This window comes from Rhodococcus sp. NPDC003382, assembly GCF_053589135.1.
Window position 1 is genome coordinate 112,823 of record NZ_JBSFRH010000007.1, and the last position, 19,013, is coordinate 131,835.

At 68.1% G+C, this 19,013-nt stretch carries 21 protein-coding genes; 9 read left to right on the forward strand and 12 right to left on the reverse strand.

Going from position 1 to position 19,013, the window contains the following annotated elements; translation table 11 throughout:
* From kdpB to ACWDUD_RS07575, 7 genes are all read right to left on the reverse strand, one after another.
* Positions 1-2,046, reverse strand: coding sequence for a potassium-transporting ATPase subunit KdpB (kdpB, locus tag ACWDUD_RS07545; RefSeq protein WP_450108952.1), 2,046 nt, complete (start codon positions 2,044-2,046; stop codon positions 1-3).
* A gap of 50 nt (positions 2,047-2,096) precedes the next feature.
* A complete protein-coding gene (gene kdpA, locus ACWDUD_RS07550; RefSeq protein WP_450108912.1) occupies positions 2,097-3,797 on the reverse strand; it encodes a potassium-transporting ATPase subunit KdpA in 1,701 nt (566 codons plus the stop codon).
* Positions 3,798-3,804: 7 nt separating this feature from the next.
* Entirely contained in the window at positions 3,805-3,903 is a 99-nt protein-coding gene (gene kdpF, locus ACWDUD_RS07555) for a K(+)-transporting ATPase subunit F (RefSeq protein WP_450108913.1), read from the reverse strand.
* Between the two features lie 244 nt (positions 3,904-4,147).
* Positions 4,148-4,435, reverse strand: coding sequence for a hypothetical protein (locus ACWDUD_RS07560; RefSeq protein ID WP_450108914.1), 288 nt, complete (start codon positions 4,433-4,435; stop codon positions 4,148-4,150).
* Between the two features lie 79 nt (positions 4,436-4,514).
* Positions 4,515-6,110: a phytoene desaturase family protein gene (locus ACWDUD_RS07565; protein WP_450108915.1), complete on the reverse strand. Its 1,596-nt coding sequence runs from the start codon at positions 6,108-6,110 to the stop codon at positions 4,515-4,517.
* A complete protein-coding gene (locus tag ACWDUD_RS07570; protein WP_248674693.1) occupies positions 6,107-6,574 on the reverse strand; it encodes an SRPBCC family protein in 468 nt (155 codons plus the stop codon). Before ACWDUD_RS07570 ends, ACWDUD_RS07565 begins: the two co-directional genes overlap by 4 nt.
* Positions 6,575-6,608: 34 nt before the next feature.
* Positions 6,609-7,688: an NAD-dependent epimerase/dehydratase family protein gene (locus ACWDUD_RS07575; RefSeq protein WP_450108916.1), complete on the reverse strand. Its 1,080-nt coding sequence runs from the start codon at positions 7,686-7,688 to the stop codon at positions 6,609-6,611.
* Positions 7,689-8,097: 409 nt separating this feature from the next.
* On the opposite strand from ACWDUD_RS07575, the gene ACWDUD_RS07580 reads away from it, so the two are divergent.
* The 5 genes from ACWDUD_RS07580 to ACWDUD_RS07600 are packed head-to-tail and all read left to right on the forward strand — an operon-like array spanning position 8,098 to position 11,714.
* On the forward strand, positions 8,098-9,627 hold the full coding sequence (locus tag ACWDUD_RS07580; protein ID WP_450108917.1) for a VWA domain-containing protein: 1,530 nt from the start codon (positions 8,098-8,100) through the stop codon (positions 9,625-9,627).
* The gene (locus tag ACWDUD_RS07585; RefSeq protein WP_450108918.1) at positions 9,624-10,433 is read left to right on the forward strand and encodes an AAA family ATPase; all 810 of its coding nucleotides are present in this window, start codon (positions 9,624-9,626) and stop codon (positions 10,431-10,433) included. Before ACWDUD_RS07580 ends, ACWDUD_RS07585 begins: the two co-directional genes overlap by 4 nt.
* 9 nt (positions 10,434-10,442) lie before the next feature.
* Positions 10,443-10,574 (forward strand): hypothetical protein, encoded by a 132-nt coding sequence (locus ACWDUD_RS07590; RefSeq protein WP_420749674.1) that lies wholly within the window; start codon positions 10,443-10,445, stop codon positions 10,572-10,574.
* Positions 10,571-11,284: a hypothetical protein gene (locus ACWDUD_RS07595; protein ID WP_450108919.1), complete on the forward strand. Its 714-nt coding sequence runs from the start codon at positions 10,571-10,573 to the stop codon at positions 11,282-11,284. Before ACWDUD_RS07590 ends, ACWDUD_RS07595 begins: the two co-directional genes overlap by 4 nt.
* A gap of 34 nt (positions 11,285-11,318) precedes the next feature.
* A complete protein-coding gene (locus tag ACWDUD_RS07600) occupies positions 11,319-11,714 on the forward strand; it encodes a hypothetical protein (protein WP_450108920.1) in 396 nt (131 codons plus the stop codon).
* Here the strand turns inward: ACWDUD_RS07600 and ACWDUD_RS07605 are convergent.
* Positions 11,711-12,286 carry a helix-turn-helix domain-containing protein gene (locus tag ACWDUD_RS07605; RefSeq protein WP_450108921.1) on the reverse strand — a complete coding sequence of 192 codons (576 nt, stop codon included), beginning with the start codon at positions 12,284-12,286 and terminating at the stop codon, positions 11,711-11,713. The two genes, ACWDUD_RS07600 and ACWDUD_RS07605, sit on opposite strands and share 4 nt — an antisense overlap.
* A 66-nt stretch (positions 12,287-12,352) precedes the next feature.
* Here ACWDUD_RS07605 and ACWDUD_RS07610 point away from each other — a divergent pair, with 66 nt between their 5' ends.
* Positions 12,353-12,706 (forward strand): hypothetical protein, encoded by a 354-nt coding sequence (locus ACWDUD_RS07610; RefSeq protein ID WP_197252701.1) that lies wholly within the window; start codon positions 12,353-12,355, stop codon positions 12,704-12,706.
* Between the two features lie 65 nt (positions 12,707-12,771).
* The gene (locus tag ACWDUD_RS07615) at positions 12,772-13,830 is read left to right on the forward strand and encodes an alpha/beta hydrolase (protein WP_450108922.1); all 1,059 of its coding nucleotides are present in this window, start codon (positions 12,772-12,774) and stop codon (positions 13,828-13,830) included.
* A gap of 78 nt (positions 13,831-13,908) precedes the next feature.
* Here ACWDUD_RS07615 and dmpG read toward each other — a convergent pair whose 3' ends face one another.
* The 3 genes from dmpG to ACWDUD_RS07630 are packed head-to-tail and all read right to left on the reverse strand — an operon-like array spanning position 13,909 to position 16,723.
* Complete coding sequence (dmpG, locus tag ACWDUD_RS07620) at positions 13,909-14,943, reverse strand: 4-hydroxy-2-oxovalerate aldolase (protein WP_197252702.1); 1,035 nt, start codon at positions 14,941-14,943, stop codon at positions 13,909-13,911.
* On the reverse strand, positions 14,940-15,914 hold the full coding sequence (locus ACWDUD_RS07625; protein WP_197252703.1) for an acetaldehyde dehydrogenase (acetylating): 975 nt from the start codon (positions 15,912-15,914) through the stop codon (positions 14,940-14,942). The genes dmpG and ACWDUD_RS07625 overlap by 4 nt, the downstream gene beginning before the upstream one ends.
* Positions 15,911-16,723, reverse strand: a complete 813-nt coding sequence (locus ACWDUD_RS07630) for a 2-keto-4-pentenoate hydratase (RefSeq protein ID WP_197252704.1) — start codon at positions 16,721-16,723, stop codon at positions 15,911-15,913. Before ACWDUD_RS07630 ends, ACWDUD_RS07625 begins: the two co-directional genes overlap by 4 nt.
* Before the next feature lie 175 nt (positions 16,724-16,898).
* Between ACWDUD_RS07630 and ACWDUD_RS07635 the strand changes: the two genes are divergently transcribed.
* Both ACWDUD_RS07635 and ACWDUD_RS07640 read left to right on the forward strand, forming a co-directional pair.
* Positions 16,899-17,348, forward strand: coding sequence for a DoxX family protein (locus ACWDUD_RS07635; protein ID WP_450108923.1), 450 nt, complete (start codon positions 16,899-16,901; stop codon positions 17,346-17,348).
* Positions 17,349-17,427: 79 nt separating this feature from the next.
* Positions 17,428-17,838, forward strand: coding sequence for a hypothetical protein (locus tag ACWDUD_RS07640; protein WP_450108924.1), 411 nt, complete (start codon positions 17,428-17,430; stop codon positions 17,836-17,838).
* A 7-nt stretch (positions 17,839-17,845) separates the two neighbouring features.
* Here the strand turns inward: ACWDUD_RS07640 and ACWDUD_RS07645 are convergent, their stop codons facing one another.
* On the reverse strand, positions 17,846-19,003 hold the full coding sequence (locus tag ACWDUD_RS07645; protein WP_450108953.1) for an FAD-binding oxidoreductase: 1,158 nt from the start codon (positions 19,001-19,003) through the stop codon (positions 17,846-17,848).
* Between the last annotated feature and the right edge of the window lie 10 nt (positions 19,004-19,013).

The following is a 19,013-nucleotide window of genomic DNA, read 5'->3' on the forward strand; positions in this document are numbered from 1 at the left end:
TCACCCCATTCCAGGAACGATCCGGACGACGAGGTCGATCAGCCAGATGCCGACGAAGGGCGTGACGACACCGCCGAGTCCGTACACGAGCAGGTTGCGTCCCAGCAGCGCCGACGCACCGGACGGGCGGTAGCGGACACCCTTCAGCGACAACGGGATCAGCGCCACGATCACCAGGGCGTTGAAGATCACCGCCGACAGGATCGCGGACTGCGGGGTCGCCAGCCCCATGATGTTCAGCCTCGCGAGTTGCGGATAGATGCCGCTGAAGAGGGCAGGCAGGATCGCGAAGTACTTGGCCAGGTCGTTCGCGAGCGAGAACGTGGTCAGTGCACCGCGAGTGATCAGCAGTTGTTTGCCGATCTCGACGATCTCGATCAGCTTCGTCGGGTCGGAATCGAGGTCGACCATGTTGCCGGCCTCCTTCGCCGCGGAGGTGCCGGTGTTCATCGCCACGCCGACGTCGGCCTGCGCGAGCGCGGGCGCGTCGTTGGTGCCGTCGCCGGTCATCGCGACCAGTCGCCCGCCCTGCTGTTCGGAGCGGATCAGCGCCAGCTTGTCCTCCGGGGTGGCCTCGGCGAGGAAGTCGTCCACCCCGGCCTCGCCTGCGATCGCCTTCGCTGTCAGCGGGTTGTCACCGGTGATCATCACCGTACGGATGCCCATCGCCCGCAGCTGCGCGAACCGTTCTGCCATGCCGGGTTTGACGACATCGGAGAGTTCCACGACACCGAGAACGGTCATGGCACCGCCCGCACTGCGAGCGACCACGAGGGGAGTCCCGCCGCGCTGGGCGATATCGGTGACGAGATCGGTTACGGCGAAGGGAATCTCGGCGTCGTGCTCGTGCATCCAGCGGGCCACCGCATCGCCGGCACCCTTGCGGATCCGGATCGGTGTGCCGTCGGCGGGATTGGTGGTGTCGAGGCCGCTCATCCTGGTTTGTGCCGTGAACGCGACGAACTCGGCGCCACGCTCGTCGTCGGACGGCACCGGATCGAGGTGATGGTGCTCGGCGCACAGGTCGACGATGCTGCGACCCTCAGGGGTGTGGTCGGCGAGACTCGACAGGCGTGCGGACGCCGCGAGTTCGTCGTCGGCGATGCCCGGGGCCGGATGGAGGGCGGTGGCACGACGATTCCCGAACGTGATGGTGCCGGTCTTGTCGAGCAGCAGGGTGTCGATGTCACCTGCGGCTTCGACGGCCCGCCCGGACTTCGCCAGCACATTGCGTTGAACCAGGCGGTCCATGCCGGCGATGCCGATCGCCGACAGCAGAGCGCCGATCGTCGTGGGGATCAGGCACACCAGCAGCGCGATCAGTTCCACCGGACGCTGTTCGGCACCGGCGTACGCCCTCATGGGCGCGATCGCGACCACCGCGAGCACGAAGACGATCGTGAGCGCGGCGAGCAGGATGTTCAAGGCTATCTCGTTGGGGGTCTTGCGGCGGGCCGCGCCTTCGACGAGTGCGATCATCCTGTCCACGAACGTCTTTCCGGGTGGCGCGGTGATGCGCACGATGATCCGGTCGGAGAGCACTGTGGTGCCGCCGGTCACCGCGCAACGATCGCCGCCCGATTCGCGGATCACGGGCGCGGATTCGCCGGTGATGGCGGATTCGTCGATCGTCGCGACTCCGTCGACCACGTCGCCGTCGCCGGGAACGATCTGCCCGGCCTCGACGACCACGAGATCACCGACCCGCAGTTCCGTTGCCGGAACCAGATTTTCGAACCCGGACTCGGTCGTTCGGCGGGCGACAGCGTCTTGCTTGGCCTGCCGCAGGCTCGCCGCCTGCGCCTTGCCTCGACCTTCGGCGACGGATTCGGCGAGATTGGCGAACAACACCGTGAACCACAGCCACACCGCGATCGACCAGGCGAAGAGGGTGGGTTCGACGATCGCCGCGACGGTGGCGATCACCGACCCGACGAGCACGACGAACATCACCGGGTTCCGCGCCACGTGCCGCAGGTCGAGTTTGCGGAGCGCGTCGGGCAGCGCGCCCACGAGCTGGCGAGTGCCGAACGCTCCTCCCTGGATCCGCTGGAGACGGGTGGGCGTGACCTCGCGGTCGCGTCGAAGTTCGAGGGTCACTGCAGTGCCTCCGCGATCGGTCCCAGCGCCAGTGCCGGGAAGAAGGTCAGTGCCGCCACGAGAACGGTGGTGCCGATCAGCAGACCGGCGAACGCGAATCCCGTGGTGGGCAGTGTTCCCGCACCGGCCGGGGTGCGGCGTTGGGTGGCGAGCGACCCGGCGAGCGCCAGGACGAACACGATGGGCAGGAAGCGGCCCAGGAGCATGCAGATGCCGAGCGACGCCTGGAACCAGTTGCCGGTGGCGGTCAGCCCGCCGAATGCGCTGCCGTTGTTGTTGGATGCCGACGCGAACGCATACAGCATCTCGGTGAAGCCGTGGATCGCTTCCGGCGTTCCCGGATCGCCGGAACTACCCAGATATGTGGTGATCGACGGCAGGATCACCGTGATCGCGGTACCGATCAACACGAGCGCAGGCATCACCAACACGGTGAGGGCCGCGAGGGTGATCTCCCGTCTGCGGAGCTTCTTGCCCAGGAACTCGGGGGTACGTCCGACGAGGAGACCGCCGACGAACACCGCGATCATCGCGAGCACGAGCATCCCGTACAGGCCGGTACCCACCCCGCCCGGCGCGATCTCGCCGAGCAGCATGTTCAGCAGGACGGCGCCGCCGCCCAGCGGGGACATGCTGTCGTGTGCGGCGTTCACAGCGCCGGTGCTCGTGCCCGTGGTCGCGACGGCGAACAGGGCCGAACCCGGGATCCCGAACCGGACCTCCTTGCCTTCCATCATCGCGCCGGCGGCGGTCGCCGCGACGCCCCGGGTTCCCGACTCGGCGGCCAGCGTCACCGCCAGCACGGTGCCGAAGAGGAAGGTCATCACGGCAAGAACAGTCAGGCCCTGCCTGCGGTTCCCGATCATGGTGCCGAACGTGCGGGTGAGCGCGACCGGGATGAGCAGGATCGCGATGACCTCGACGATGTTGCTGATCGGGGTGGGGTTCTCGAACGGGTGCGCGGAGTTCGCGGCGAGGATGCCGCCACCGTTGGTACCGAGTTCCTTGATCGCCTCCTGCGACGCGACCGGAGCCAGCGCCGTCGTGAAGACGTGCCCGTCGAGCCCGGTGGCGGTGAAGCCGCTGCGGTACGACTGGATCACGCCCTGGCTGAGCAGGATCAGCGCGATGAGGAAGGCCAAGGGAAGCAGGATGCGCAGTGTGCCGCGGATGAGATCGACCCAGAAGTTGCCGAGTTCTCCACCCCGGCCGATCCGCACCAGGCCGCGGATCAGGGCCACCGCCACCGCCATGCCGACCGCGGCGGACGCGAAGTTCTGCACCGCAAGCCCCGCCGACTGGGTGAGGTGGCCCATCGTCGTCTCCGGGATGTAGGACTGCCAGTCGGTGTTGGAGACGAACGAGATCGCGGTGTTGAACGCGACCGCCGGGCTGACCGCTCCGAGGCCGTTGCCGAGGGGGAGCACACCCTGGATGCGTTGCAGCCCGTACAGGAACAGCGCGCCGGCCAGCGAGAAGCCGAGCACACTCGCGGCGTACCCGAACCAGGTCTGCTCGGCCAGGGGATCGATCCGGCACACCCGGTAGATCAGCGACTCGAGCCGCAGATCCTTCCACCGCGGGTCCGAGTCGTTGGTGTACACCCGCGCCATGTAGTCGCCGAGTGGTACGTATGCCAACGCGAGGACCGCAACGACCAGAACGATCTGCAGACCTGCGGCAACAGCAGGATTCATTCGACCCTCAGAACCTCTCCGGATCGAGCAGGGCGACCAGCAGGTACACCACCAGCCCGACTGCGATCACCACGAGCGCGACGCTCGTACCCCCGGCCCACGTCATCGCTGTTCACCTCCGGAGTGCAGCGCGCGCAAGGTCAGCATGCACAGTCCAAACCCCGCGAGGATCAGCAACACGAATGCGGTGTCCGCCATCTCGTATTCCCTTGCCGTAGAAACGAAACGGCGCCGGTCGACACCGTCACCACACGGTGGCACCGTTCAGGGCACGGACCCTCGATCCATGCGAAATCTTGACGCTCGGGACCGAGGTCTTTACGGATTCCTTGCGCGTGCGGATCCGCCGGTCACCCGCCGGGACTGTGCGTCGCGACGAAGACGAGGAAGACGACGAACAGCGCCGCGGTGCCCAGGGCGATACCGGTCAGCGCCTCGCGGTGGTTCGACGCAATTCCCTTCTCGACGCGGCCGAACCCGACCCAGCCGAATATCACAGCCACGATCCCCGTGGGAATCGTCACGAGATCCCCGATGATCGGTACGAACGCGAACACGAGCGCGACGATGCCCGTGACCAGGGCGACGCTGCCGATGCCGTTGCGGTACGACGACTGCGGGGGATGCTTCGGCGGCATCGGGGCTCCCGGGTTGATGGTTACGCGTATCCGTCCATGGTGCCCTGCCGCGACCGATGATGCTGCCCGTCCGAACAGGCTAATCGGCGAGCGCGTGCGCGATCATGCCCCGAACCCGTCCGCGTAGGCGTCCCGTGATGCCGTGGTCGGCCAGCGCTGCCGCGGCGGCATGCGCGCCGCACATGCCGTGCACACCGCCACCGGGGTGCGCCGCCGCGCCGGCGAGATAGACCCGGTCGACCGTGGTGCGGGGCCCTGCGAGACCGGGGATCGGCCGGAACACCAGCTGCTGGTGCAGCTGCGCCGTGCCCCCGTTGACCGCACCACCGACGAGATTGGCGTCGGCGAGCTCGAGGTCGCAGGGTAGCTGCACACTGCGATGGACGACGTTGGCGAGCGCGCCGGGGGCGTACTCCTCGAGTGTCTCGTCCATGCGCTGCGCGAGTAGGGTGCCGGCCTCGTCGTCCGACATTCCACGCGGGAGATGACTGTACGCCCAAGCGCTTTCGGTGCCCGCGGGTGATCTGGTGGGATCTGCGGTGGTCATCTGACCGATGATCACGAACGGTGAGCGCGGCACCGTGCCCGTGCTGAGATCCGCACCCCAGCGGACCAGCCCGTTGCTGTCGGCGCCGATGTGCACGGTGCCGGCGCTGCGCAGACTCGGTGACCGCCACGGAATGGGTTGGGACATCGCGTAGTTCACCTTCACCACGGGGGTGTCCCATTCGAATCGCAGCACGTCGTGCCGTACGCGGTCCGGAAGGGATTCCTGCGGCAGCAGCTTCCCGTACAGCGAGGTCGCCGAGACGTCGGCCAGCACGGCCCGCCGCGCGGTGATGCGCTCGCCGCCGGTGGTGTGCACGATCGTCGCATCGCCCGTCGGTTCGATACGCTCCACCTCACGGGCGCAACGTAATTCGGCTCCAGCGCTCGTCGCGCGTCGTACGAGTGCGGTTGTCAGTTCGCCCGCGCCGCCTCGCGGAACGGGATACCCGACGTCCTGGCCGATCATGGTGAGCAGATAGCCCATCAGGCCGCTGCCGGCGGCGTCGACGGGAATGTCCGCGTGCGCGGCATTGCCGTGGAAGAGCAGCCCCGCACTCTCGCCCTCGAACAGCTCCTGTGCCATCCGGCGCACCGGCAGCGCCAGCATTCGGGCGAAGCGGAGCGTCTCGCCGGCGCCGAGGCGGCGCAAGGCCGTGAGTGGGCTCCGGATCGGCGGGAACGGACCGAGCAGGGTGCGCAGGAAGGGCTCTCGGACCATCGTCCACTGCTCGTACAGGCGCATCCACGCGTCCCCGTCACCGGCGCACCGCCGCTCGAGGTCCTCCGCCGTTTCCTGCGCCGTGGGCCGCAGCGTCACCGCGTCCTCGTCTTCCGGCGCACGCGGATGTCCGAACGCCGCGGGCGCCCTGGACCATGCCAGTCCGTGGGCGGGCAGGTCGAGCTCGGTGAAGACGGGGGAGACGGCAGCCAGCGGGTAGAACGCGCTGAAGAGGTCGGCGCGGTAACCCGGGTGCAGTTCGGCGGTACGGACCGCGCCGCCGGGCTCGGGCTGGGCTTCGAGGATCAGCACGTCCCATCCCGCGTCGGCGAGCAGCGCGGCCGCGGTCAGTCCGTTCGGGCCTGCTCCGACGACGACCGCGTCGACCTGTTCGGCGATCGCACTCACACCTCACCTGCCGTACCCGCCGTCGGATCGGTCGCGTGCTCGGCGATCAACGACAGTCGGCGCAGGCATTCCCGGTTACGCGGGTACACCGACCAATCCTGGACCAGGTCGGGAAGCCACTTCCACGGCGGGGTGATCGCGTGCTCGCGCATCTCGATCTCGCATCCACCGTCGCGTTCGGTGAGGCGCAGCAGGATCTCGGCGACACCGAACGGCCAGGCACGCGCGTGCAGGACCAGTTCGGACCGCGGGACGGATCGGACGACTTCGGTCGAGTCGTGCAGGAGCCCCGGCCACAACCCCACCGAATGATGGATGCGTGTACCCGGGTCCGGCCAGTCGGCGTCGACCGCCCGCACCCGCGCGGCGCCCACCACCCAACCGGGGAAGGTCCACCCGTCGGAGAGCACCTCCCACACCCGGTCACAGTCCGCCCGGGTCTTCCACACCGCTGCTCGTGCCACCGTCCCACCTCTTCCGACGATTGCTCTGCCCTGGTCACGGCACCCGTCGTATGCCGACCGTACCGCCGGCGACCAGGTCGGCGACCATCTCTCGTGGGCTTCGGGCCCCGAGGACCGGTCCCGTTCCGCTCGCACCCGAGCGCATACCCGCGATCGTCTCCCGCCACACCTCCCGGCCGGAAACGGCCGGGGACCAGCCGAGCACGCGTTGCGCGCGGCTGCAGTCGAGCAGGGGAGTGTCGTATGCGAGATCGATCCAGCCGCCGTGCACCGGTTGCAGATGTGCCCGCCAGGTGACCTGTGCGAGGGTGCGCAGGGTCCGACGCGAGACTCTCCACGGCCGGACCCCGAGAGATTCGACGACGACCTCCGTGCGGACCGGGTCGGCGGCGGACAGGTTCACCACTCCGGCGCCGGGCGCGGCGAGGGCGAGTTCGACGGCCGCGGCCACGTCCGCCGCGTGCACGGCGGGGAGTGCGACGGACGGGTCGAGCGGCAGGACCGGGAGTACGCGCATGGCCACTGCCGGCATCCAAGCGGGCATCGCGTACCGGCGCAGCGCCGCTCCGGCAGCGGCCTGACCGATCAGCCCCGGCCTCAGCACCGTGACCTCGGGTGCCCCCGTCTTTCGTGCGGCTTCGGCGACGATCTTTTCCGCTTCGACCTTGTCGGTGCTGTACTGCGATGTGGGAATGCCTGTCGCCGGCCATGTTTCGTCGACCGTCCGGCCGTATGCGCCGGGGGCATAGGCGGCAGCGGACGACATGTGCACCACCTGGGCGACACTTGCCCTGGCCGCGGCTGCCATGACCGCGCGGGTGCCGTCGACCGCAGTGCGCCGCAAGAGGTCCGGACGATGCGAGGGCTGGAATGACCACGCGAGGTGGACGACGGCGTCGGCACCGTCGAAGGCTCGGCACAACATTTCCTCCGCGTCCGGGTCGCCGACGTCGATCGCGTGCCAGCACGCGTGTCGATACGGCCCGATCGCGGGCGGGACCCGACGCGCAACGGCGACGACCTCGTACGCGTCCGACTGCGCCGACAGTCGTGCGAGGAGGGCGGTTCCGACGCTGCCGCTGGCGCCGGTGACGACGATACGGAGGGGTGCCATTGCACGGAGGTACCCGTCGTGGCCTCGGTCCACACTCGACTTCGTGGTTCCCGCCTCTCAGCTTATTGACCGAAGTCAATAAAGAATCTGCATCCCTGTCACAGATGAACCGAGTTCGTTCCTGGGAAAAATCACAGACAATTCCCGATTCCGACAGAGGACCGATCGGGTCTCACCTAGCGTGCTGTCGATCAATAAACTGACTGAAGTCAGTCCTGAGAGCATCGAGCAGCCGCAGGAGTCGGGCGCTCGACCGGAGGTGGGACGATGTGGCTCGACATTCTGCGACTGATCGTGGCGTGGGGCGCGATGGGCCTGGTCATCGCGTTCTGGTACTGGGTGTTCTCCAATATCGGAACCTTCTAGGCGCGTCCCGCATGAACCGCGAATCCGGTGGAGGAGCCGGCACGTGACCGCGGCGGGTGTCTCACCGCTGACGATCGAGCGGACCTGTGCCGTCACCGCGGTGGCGCTCTCCGAAGGGCGGAGGCAGGATGCGCGTCTCGTGTCCGGTGAGCGGCGCAGTTTCGGCCTGGGCGGCACGCGGCGGGTGGTCCATGTTCCGTACCCGCCTCCGGTGGCAGACTGGACCGTCAGGACGCTGACGTGCGGTGTGGCACTGCAATGTTCACCGTCGAAGGACCGTATCGCCCGGTATCCGTTGCACGAGTTGTCCGCTCGGGAACGCACCGCGCTCACCGTCGTGGAAGGCAACGTCGCGCTGGGATGGGTCGGTATCCGATGGCCGGGTCTGCTGCCGGATCTGATCCGGCTGCTTCCGGGACACGAACCGATCGACGGGGACACCGATAGTGTCGCCATGCTGCGGATGACCGACACGCTGGCACGGTCACGGGAACCGCTCACGCCGCATCCGGTGCTCGGTCGCCTGCCGCTGGCGGAGCGCCCCCGCACCGCCCTGGCGGCCGCCGTCGGACGCATGTACGGACGGATGCCGTGGACGTCCCCTCGATCCGACTCGGTACGCCTGATGTCCATCCCGGTCGGCGGTGACGGCGGCGTCCGCAACCCGAATCTGCCGCCGCCGAGCAGACCCGAGGACGAGGACGTCGAGATCCGCCCCGACGAAAGGATCGGCATTCCCTATCCGGAGTGGAACGCGTGGCGTGAGTCGTTCCTGCCGGACCACGTCGCGGTGCTGGAGACCCGGGCACCCGCCCGATCCGCCGCGCCGATTCCGGTCTCCGCCGACGTGCGCCGCTGGTTCGAACGGAACACCCACCGTGCCATGACGAGTCGTCTCGAGGACGGCGCCGACCTGGACGTCGACGCGTACCTCGAACATCATGTCGACACGATCACCGGACACACGTCCGAGGCCCGGATCTTCCGGGACCTGCTCCCGAGTTCCCGCGACGTGACCACCGCACTGCTGCTCGACGGGAGCTCGTCCCTCGGCGTTCACCGCGGCAAGGTGTTCGCGCTGGAACTGGCGTGCGCCGACGCGCTCTCGCGCGCGATGACGCTCACCCGTGAACGCCACGGAATCTTCGTGTTCAGCGGTAACACGCGGCACCGGGTGGAAGTGCGCTGTCTGAAGGACTTCGGCGACCGGCGGTTCGTCGCGCCGAGTGCGTCGGGTCTGACGACCGGCGGCTACACCCGGCTCGGCGCGCCGCTACGGCACCTGACCCGTCGGTTGCTCGACCAGCCGTCGGAACGGCGCCTGCTCCTCGTGATCGGGGACGGACTGATGTCCGACGAGGGATACGAGGGCCGGTACGCCTGGGCCGACGTCGCCCACGCGGTGGAGGAAGCGGAGGACTCGGGGGTCTGTGTGTACTACATCGGAGTCGGCCCGGCCCGGGTCGATCCGTTGCCGGAGGTGTTCGGGCCCGGTCGATCCCAGCGCATCCACCGGGTCGAGCATCTCCCACGGGTGCTCGCCCACGTGCATCGGGAACTGGTGACGGCATGAGCGACAACGCTGTGTACTACGCGTCCGACAACGAAGTCGAACTGTTCGAACACGCTTTCCGGCAGCGACTTCCGGTGATGCTGACCGGTCCGACCGGCTGCGGTAAGACGCGCTTCGTCGAGCACATGGGTGGGCTTCTCGGCCGCCCCGTCGTCACCGTCAGCTGCCACGACGACCTCACCAGTTCCGACCTGGTGGGCAGATTCACGGTGGCCGGCGGCGACGTCGTGTGGCGCGACGGGCCGTTGACGAAGGCGGTCAAGGACGGCGCGATCTGCTACCTCGACGAAGTCGTCGAGGCCCGCCACGACTCGCTGGCGATCCTGCACTCGCTGACCGACCATCGCCGCACCCTCTACCTCGACCGGGCCGGTGAGGTGGTACCCGCACCCGATTCCTTCATGCTGGTGTGCTCCTACAACCCGGCCTATCGGAGTTCCCTCAAGGACCTGAAACCGTCGTTCCGCCAACGCTTCGTGACGCTGCCGCTCGACTACCTGACACCCGAACGGGAGATCGATCTGCTCGTCGCCGAAACCGGTGTCGACCGTGTCGTCGCCGAACGGCTCGTCGCATGCGCGACGAGCATCCGCACCGCCGACGAAATCTTCCACTTCGAACCGCCGTCGACCCGGGTACTGGTCACCGCGGCACTGCTCGTCGTCGCCGGTGCGAACGAGATCGAAGCCGCCGAAGCGTCGATCCTCGCGCCGCTGAGCACCGACGGAGCGATCACCGGCGGACTGCGAGAGGTCGCGGCCGCGACCCTGCTTCCCGCACACGAACCGAAGATCCGGACCGAGTAAGGAGAGCCGATGAACGAGCAGGACCGGCGTCGTAAACGTGGGCTCATCGCCTTCCAGATCTTCGCGTACGGATTCCTGCTGTCGCAGTTCCTGATCCAGCTGTACATGTCGGTGGACCGCGGCTGGTGGGGGACACCGTGAATCTTCCGACCTTCACCCGCCGGCGGACAGCCGAGCCGACCGGCGTCGGATACGACGAACACCAGGAAGAGTCCCGCCGCGCGCAACGCACCGCCGACTACTGGCTGACCGCCGGCACCCTGCTCATGGGCACCCTCGTGCTCGGTATCGTCGGCCTGCCGATCTTCCTGCGCGGCGTGTGGCTGCAACGCCGCGCCCAGCAGTCCGGATTGTCGGTGCGGCCCGTGATCGTCACGCTCATCGGCTATCTCGTCATTCTCGACGCCGCCCTCAACAGCATCGGGTGGGCGCTCGACCTGGTCGCCAACCACACCCTGATCAACCGCGTGGTGCTCACCGCGTGGGGCAACATGTTCGACGCCGGCTATTTCTGGCACTACAACGAACTGTGGATCGGTGGTGCGGCCGGTCCGGGGGAGAAGGGCTGGGAAATCGCCCTGATGCTCACGGTGTTCCCGATGCGGATCGCCGCGGCGATCGCGTTCCTTCAGATGAAGCGCTGGGGACACCAATGGATGATCGTCACCTGCTGGATGGGGCTGGTCATCTGGATCGGCTACACGTTCAACATGACCATGTACGCCGACGTCCGGTACGACGGGGTGGTGCTGCCCGTGATCGGCTGGTGGCTGTACGACATCTTCTACATCACCCCGTTCCTCGCAATTCCATACCTGCACACCGTCAATCGCGAGATCTTCTCGGATTGAGACGACCCGTGATCGATGCCGAAGGGAGAGCCGCATGACGAAGGCATCACCGGAGGACAGGCCGGCCGAGGACGAGCTGCCGCTCGGGACCACGCCGACCTACGCGCGGATGCACAAGTGGATCAAGCGCGGCGTGTTCGTGTGCCTGTTCGCCCTCGTCGTCGAAGGCGCGTTCACGGTGCCCGCGCTGGCGATCTGGTACGGCTGGCCGCAGCTGTCGTTCCAGGAGATCTGCAGTGAACTGATGAAGGTCCGGTACTCGGACGACACCCTGGAGTGCGAATACCCGTATCCGCTGTTCGGTCCACCGGAGGGCGCGGCGGGCAAGGACACCGCCCGGGACGAGTGGGGGATCCAGCCCACCCCCGGCTGGGAACGCATCGGTTTCCGCGAACTCGTCCGCAATCACCAAGAGCGGGAAGGCCGTTAGGAAATCTCTTCTCCCGCTGCCGAATCGGCGTCTCGGCCTTCGACTCCACCGACCGGCATGATGATCCGGCTGAACAGTCGACGGCGACGCCCTTCCCCGGGACCGAGTTCCTGATAGCGCGTCAGCAGTTGCGCCATCTCCGTGACGAGGGACAACGCCTCGTCGTCGGTCAGGTCGAGAGCCACCTGCCGGTAGCCGACGACGTCCTCGGCCAGTCCTCGGCGGTGAGGGTCGTCGAGGTAGGCATCGAAGTCCGCGAGCAGTTGCGCGACGAAGACGAGGAATGCGCGCCGGTGGTCGTCGCTGCTCATCGCCTCGGCTTCGTCCCGGGTCACCTGCGCGCGTTCGACGACGAGACGGAAGGTGCGTTCGACCGTTCCCCGGACGCGACGCTCGGACACGACCTCGAGCACTCCCGCGTCGGCGAGTGTCGAGATCTGCCGGTACAGGGTTGCGGGGGAGACGTCGTCGAGAAGGGTGCGCAGCTGGGCGGTGGTCGCGGTGCGGCCGTCGAGCAGCGCCTGGACGATCCGCAGCCGTATCGGATGCAGCAGCAGTTCTGCGGTGCTCATGTGTTCCCTCCGGCGACGATCGTCTCACGGTTGACATTGTTCTCAACAATGAGAATAATACCGGGCATGACAACAATGACGATCGCAAACGGAACCCTGCAGGTGCGCTTCACGACCCTCGAGAAGATCGCCGGTCTCATCGGCGACGTCGACGTGCCGCTGAGCGCGATCCGCAACGTCGAGGTCCACGCCGACGGTCTCGCCGCGGCCCGAGGAGTTCGCGCCCCCGGACTCGGACTGCCGGGAATGCGCAAGATCGGTACCTGGCGGGCCCCCGGGCGCAACACGCTCGTCTCCGTCCGGCGGGATCAGCCCGCCGTGCGCATCGAACTCGCAGGTCACAAGCGCGATGCCCTCGTCCTCGGCGTGGACGACGCCGAGCAATGGGCGCAGCGACTGGGTACCGTGGAGCGTTCCTGACCGACCGGGCACTGTTTCTGTCCGGACACGAGTGACACGAACGGAGTCTTCCCTTGGCTCGGCTCATGAGAAACGCGCGACGGTGGATCGGCGCCGCAGCTGTGCCCCTGATGGTGCTCGGCGGAGGAGTATTCCTCGCCGGAACGGCGACGGCACTGCCGGTCACAGGGTCGGTTGTCGAAGCTGCCGGCATCGACAGCCCGCTGACCTTCGAGGCCGACGGGACCGTCTTCCACGGCAGTCTCCGCACTCCCGACGGCGCGACCGCCGGGGCCGCGCTGCTACTGCCCGGAAGCGGCCCCACCGATCGCAACGGCAACCAGCCCGGCGCCGCGTCCGGCACGCTGACCCGCACCGCGGATGTCCTTGCCGCCCATGGCATCACCAGCTACCGATTCGACAAGATCGGTAGTGGGGAGACAGGTCTCGGGGCCTACACTCTCGAAACCGTCGGCGAGTACGGCTTCACCGAACAGGTCGATCACGCCGAGGCGGCGGCCCGCGCGCTCGCGGATCGCACCGGGATCCCCACCGACGAGATCCTCGTGGTCGGGCACAGCGAAGGTGCGCTGACGGCCCTCGCCCTCGCCGACCGCGGCATCGGCAACGGTTTCGCTCTGCTGCAGCCCCTGCCGATGCGCTACCTGGACCTGCTGACCGCGCAGATCACCGCCGTCGCCGATTCCGGACAGCTCGGTGCCGACGGTGACGCGGTCCGCGCCGACCTCCCCCGCACCGTCGAATCGCTGCGGACCACAGGGACCGTCCCCGCCGACCAGCACCCGCTCCTGGCTCAGCTCGGCCTCAACCCGGCCAACGCCAAGTTCCTCGCCGAGGCGGACGCATTCGATCCGCCCGTACTCGCAGCGCAACTCGCCACCGGCACCCCGGTGCTGCTCACCTGCTCGGACAAGGACACGAACGTCAGCTGCGCGCAGGTCGAGCCGCTCCGGTCGGCTCTCGCGCACACCGACCTGCAGTTCGAGCACTTCGCCACCGCGAACCACGGTCTCGAGGAACTCGGCCCGCTGCCGCCCGGTCCGGCGGATCTGGTAGCCCTCCTGCCCGTCTCCGGAGAGTTCGTCGCCGCGATGGACGGATGGGCCGCCGCGCGCGGTCGCTGACCGACCCCCGACAGAAACGGGTGATCCCCGGCCGGACATCCGACCGGGGATCACCCGTGTTTCGACGCGATCGAGCGCTCAGCTCGCGGCGCCGACCGTCTCTGCCTTGCCGGCGGCGACGATGTCGAGCGCGATGTCGACGATCATGTCCTCCTGACCGCCGACGAGCTGGCGGCGGCCGACCTCGAGCAGAATCGTGCGGACGTCCACGCCGTACTGCTTGGACGCGGCCTCGGCGTGACGCAGGAAGCTCGAGTACACACCGGCGTAGCCGAGCGTGAGCGTCTCGCGGTCCACGCGGACCGGGCGGTCCTGCAGCGGACGGACGATGTCGTCGGCGGCGTCCTGCAGCGCGAACAGGTCGGCGCCGTGCTCCCAGCCGTTGATGTTCGCGACCGCGATGAACGGTTCGATCGGGCAGTTGCCCGCTCCCGCACCGTGTCCCGCGAGGGACGCGTCCACGCGGTAGACACCCTCCTCGACGGCGACGACCGAGTTGGCCACCGACAGCGACAGGTTCTCGTGGGCGTGGATGCCGATCTCGGTGCCCTCGTCGAGAACGTCCTTGTAGGCGCGGATGCGGTCGCGGACACCGTTCATGGTGAGCCGGCCGCCCGAGTCGGTGACGTAGACGCAGTGTGCGCCATAGGATTCCATGAGCTTGGCCTGCTCCGCGAGCTTCGCCGGCTCGGCGAGGTGGCTCATCATGAGGAAGCCGGAGACGTCCATGCCCAGTTCACGCGCGGTCGCGATGTGCTGGGCGGAGACGTCGGCCTCGGTGCAGTGCGTCGCGATACGGACGGACCGGACACCCAGGTCGTAGGCCTTCCGCAGTTCGGCGATCGTGCCGACGCCCGGCAGCAGCAGGGTCGTCAGGCGCGCGTTCTCGATGTGCGCTGCCGCGGCCTCGATCCACTCCCAGTCGGTGTTGCTGCCCGGGCCGTAGTTCACCGAACCGCCGGCGAGACCGTCGCCGTGGGCGACCTCGATGGCGTCGACCCCGGCCGCATCGAGGGCGGCGACGATCCGTCCGACATCCTCGGGGGAGATGCGGTGACGGATGGCGTGCATACCGTCACGGAGGGTGACGTCCTGGACGAAGATCTTGGTCATGCGGACACCTCCGAGGTGGTACGGATTGCCATGCGCTCGGCGGCGCGCAGTGCCGCCGACGTCATGATGTCGAGATTGCCTGCGTACGCGGGCAGGTAGTGGGCCGCGCCCTCGACCTCCAGGAACACCGAAACCTGGTGCGTCACAGCGGCGTCGCCGACGAGGGTGTGCACCGGCCGGTCCTCGGGAACCGGGGTGATCTGCACTTCCTGCTTGAGGCGGTAGCCCGGAACGTAGGTCGCGACCTCGGCGACCATGTCCTTCACGGAGGCGCGGATGCGCTCGTGCGTCTCCTCGGACGGATCGCCGATGAGGCAGAACACGGTGTCGCGCATGATCAGCGGCGGCTCGGCCGGGTTGAGGATGATGATCGCCTTGCCGCGTCCGGCGCCGCCGACCTTCTCGATCGCGTGGGACGTGGTCTCGGTGAACTCGTCGATGTTCGCGCGCGTGCCCGGACCGGCCGACTTCGACGAGATCGACGCGACGATCTCGGCGTACGGGACCGGGGTGACACTCGAAACCGCGGAGACGATCGGGATGGTGGCCTGGCCGCCGCACGTGACCATGTTGACGTTGTGCGCCGACAGGTGCTCGTCGAGGTTCACCGCGGGCACCACGAACGGGCCGATGGCGGCGGGGGTCAGGTCGACGAGGAGCTTGCCGAGCGGAGCGAGCTTCTCGGCGTTCGCGATGTGCGCCTTGGCGCTCGTGGCGTCGAAGACGATGTCGATCTCGTCGAAGTTGTCCATGGCGATGAGGCCGTCGACGCCCTCGTGGGTGGTGGGCACGCCGAGGCGCTTCGCGCGGGCGAGGCCGTCGGATTCGGGGTCGATGCCGACCATCGCGCCCATCTCCAGGACGTTGCTCAGGCGGATCACCTTGATCATCAGGTCGGTACCGATGTTGCCCGAGCCGATGATGGCGACCTTGGTCTTCTTGCCGGCGGGTGCCGGAGTCGTGTCTGTCACTGTTCCTCCTTCGAGAACGTCGCGGTCACCGAGCCGAGGCCGGTGATGTCGGCGCGGACGACGTCGCCTCCGGTGAGCGGCGCCATCGGGCCGAGAGCACCGGAGAGGACGACCTGTCCGGCGCGCAGGGGTTCGCCGAACTCGCGTGCGGTGCGCGCGAGCCAGGACAGGGCGTTGAGGGGGTCGCCGAGGCATGCCGCGCCGTTGCCGGTGGACACGGTCTCGCCGTTGATCGACATGGTCATCTCGGCGGCGATGGGTTCGAACTCGTCGAGCGTGACCTGCCGGCCGCCGAGAACGTACACGCCGCTCGACGCGTTGTCGGCGACGGTGTCGGCGAACTTGATGTCCCAGTCGGCGACGCGGCTGTCGACGATCTCGAGGGCGGCGACCGCGTAGGCGACCGCGCCGCGGACCTGCTCGACGTCGAGGGGACCGTCGGCCAGATCCTCGGCGAGCACGAACGCGACCTCGGCCTCGGCCTTCGGCTGCAGCAGCCGCGAGATCGGAATGACGGTGTCCTCGTCGTAGACCATGTCGTCGAACAGCACACCGAAGTCGGGGCGGTCGACACCCAGCTGTGCCTGTACTGCGGGCGACGTCAGGCCGATCTTGCGGCCGACGATCGTCGCGCCCGCGGCGAGCTTCGCCTCGGTGAGGTGTTTCTGCACTTCGTAGGCGACCGCGATGTCGGTCGCTCCGATGAGGTCACGGATGGGTGCGCACGGCACTCCGCTGGCCGCGGCGGTGAGCAGGCGCTCCGCGGCCTCGCCGATCGCGGCGGTGTCGGTATCGATTTTCTGCGACATGTCTCTCAGCCTGAGGGGTGTACGGGCTGGGGAACAGCGCGGCGTACCGCTGAGTGGAACGGTCCGGTGAACTTGGTTGACACGTCAACTTCAGCTCCGTACCTTCTAGTTGAAGCATCAACCATCAAGGGTGTCTGCGCGAGCGCCGGCGTCCGTCCGTCTCGAAGGGTTCGCAATGAACAATCCCGCTGTCCGCAACACCGGAATCCTCCTCGCCCGCATCGCGCTGGGCGTCATCTTCCTCGCGCACGGCCTGCAGAAGGTCAACTCCTGGGGCTTCGAAGGCACCAAGGCCGGATTCGAAGCCATGGGCGCCCCGGTGCCCGCGGTGTCCGCCTTCCTCGCGACCTGGATCGAGGTCCTCGGCGGCCTCGCGCTGATCGTCGGCGTGCTCACCCCGATCGTCGGCGGCCTCCTGTTCCTCAACATGATCGGCGCGCTGTTCATCACCCACATCGGCAACGGCCTGTGGGTGTCCGACGGCGGATACGAACTGGTCCTCGCGCTCGGCGCGGGTGCGCTGCTGCTCGCGGTCGTCGGTGCCGGCAAGTTCAGCGTCGACGCACTGCTCGCCGGCAAGCTGCCCTGGCTCGCCACCGAATCGGAGCCCGCACTCACCCGATAGATCGCACGAGTTCGCTCGTCACCGTTAAGGTGATGCGACAGTTCGCAATCCGAGGTCGGGGAGAAAAGTGGGCACGAACATGCGCAGAGTTGCTCGACGTGCTGCCCGTCTCGTCGCGATCGTGGTGGGCGCCGGCCTCGTCGGCGTCGGTGGTGCGGGCATCGCTGCCGCCGACGAATGGCCGCCGGTGCCCGACGAACCCAGCGCCATCGGTCCGTACGAGACGAGCGGATTCCTCACCCCGGACAACCCCGACTTCTGGAACCCGCTCGTCGCCCGGGATCGGCTGACCTCCCCGTTCGGCACCAGCACCCGCATCGTGTGCACCGCCTTCCACGGCGTGCTGATGGACTGCTGGCAGGCCGATCGGGACGGCAACCCGCACAAGCTCGTGAGGTTGCCGTTCAACTTCCCGGCCGTCACCGGGTCGACGCTGCCGGGTGGCGGTCCCGGACACTACGTCTACCCGGGATTCATCCCCGGCATCTGAGCGGGCGTCAGGGCTGCGGGTCGTGGTGGATGCGCGCGACCGGCACGCCCGCGGCGCGCAGGCGGAACGTGGTGGCCCGCACCATCGACGGTGATCCGCAGATCTGCACGTCGTGGTCGGTCCACGTGGCGTGCTCCGCGACGACCTGTCCCACGACGCCCTCGCGCACAGCAGCGCCGGGGCCGGACGAACCGGTGTGCCAGAGCGGGGTCTCCGTGTTCTCGACGACCGGGACCACCGTGAGCCACGGGGAGATCCGGGCCAGGGACTCGAGCGTCGGCAGGTCGTAGAGGTCGTAGGGGAAACGCCCGGAGTAGAAAACGTGCGTGGGCAGGTTGTCGGTCCGTTGCGCCATCGCCATGAGTTGCGCGCGGATCGGTGCGATACCGGTGCCGGACGCGATCATCAGGCGGGGGCGGCCCGCGCGGTCGCCGTCGTCGCGAGCGCCGAGGGAGCCCAGGGGTGAACCGAGCACCCACGTTTCCCCGACCTGGGTGTGCCGGACGATGGACGGGCTGACCCAGCCGCCGGACACGCGCCGGACGTGGAACTCGATCAGCCCCGTACGGTCGGCCGGTATCGCCGGGGACAGGTACCGCCACATACGCAGCCGCCCCGGCACCTGGACACTGACGTACTGCCCGGCGGCGTAATCCATGGGCTTGTCGAGCTGCAATCGGATCACGGCGATGTCGTCGGTGACCAGGCGATGCTCGATGACGGTGCCGACCCACGCGGCCGGCCCCTCGTCGGCCTCGGCCGCCTCCGCCATCGCGGTGGTGATGAGATCGAGCGCAGTACACCATGATTCGGCGAGATCGCGCGTCCAGTTCTCGCCGTTCGCCTGTTCGACCGCGAGTGCGAGTGCCTCGGTGAGACAGGCGAATCGGGAGGGGTCGAGACCGTGCTTGCGGTGCTCGCGCCCGAGCTGCCGGACGAGCGGCAGGACCGATTCCGGCCGGTCCAGCCCGTCGACGATGTGTGCCAGGCCGCGCACGATCCGATCACGCTGACCGGCCATCGTCGCGGGAAAGAACTCGCGTGTCTCGGGATGGCGCGCGAAGAGGATCGAGTAGAACGAGTTGGACAGGGCGTGTGTTCGGTCGGGGCTGTCGGTCAGCGACTCGAAGTTGGTCCGGATCAGCGAGCACTGCCTCGAATCCACTGCGTTCGTC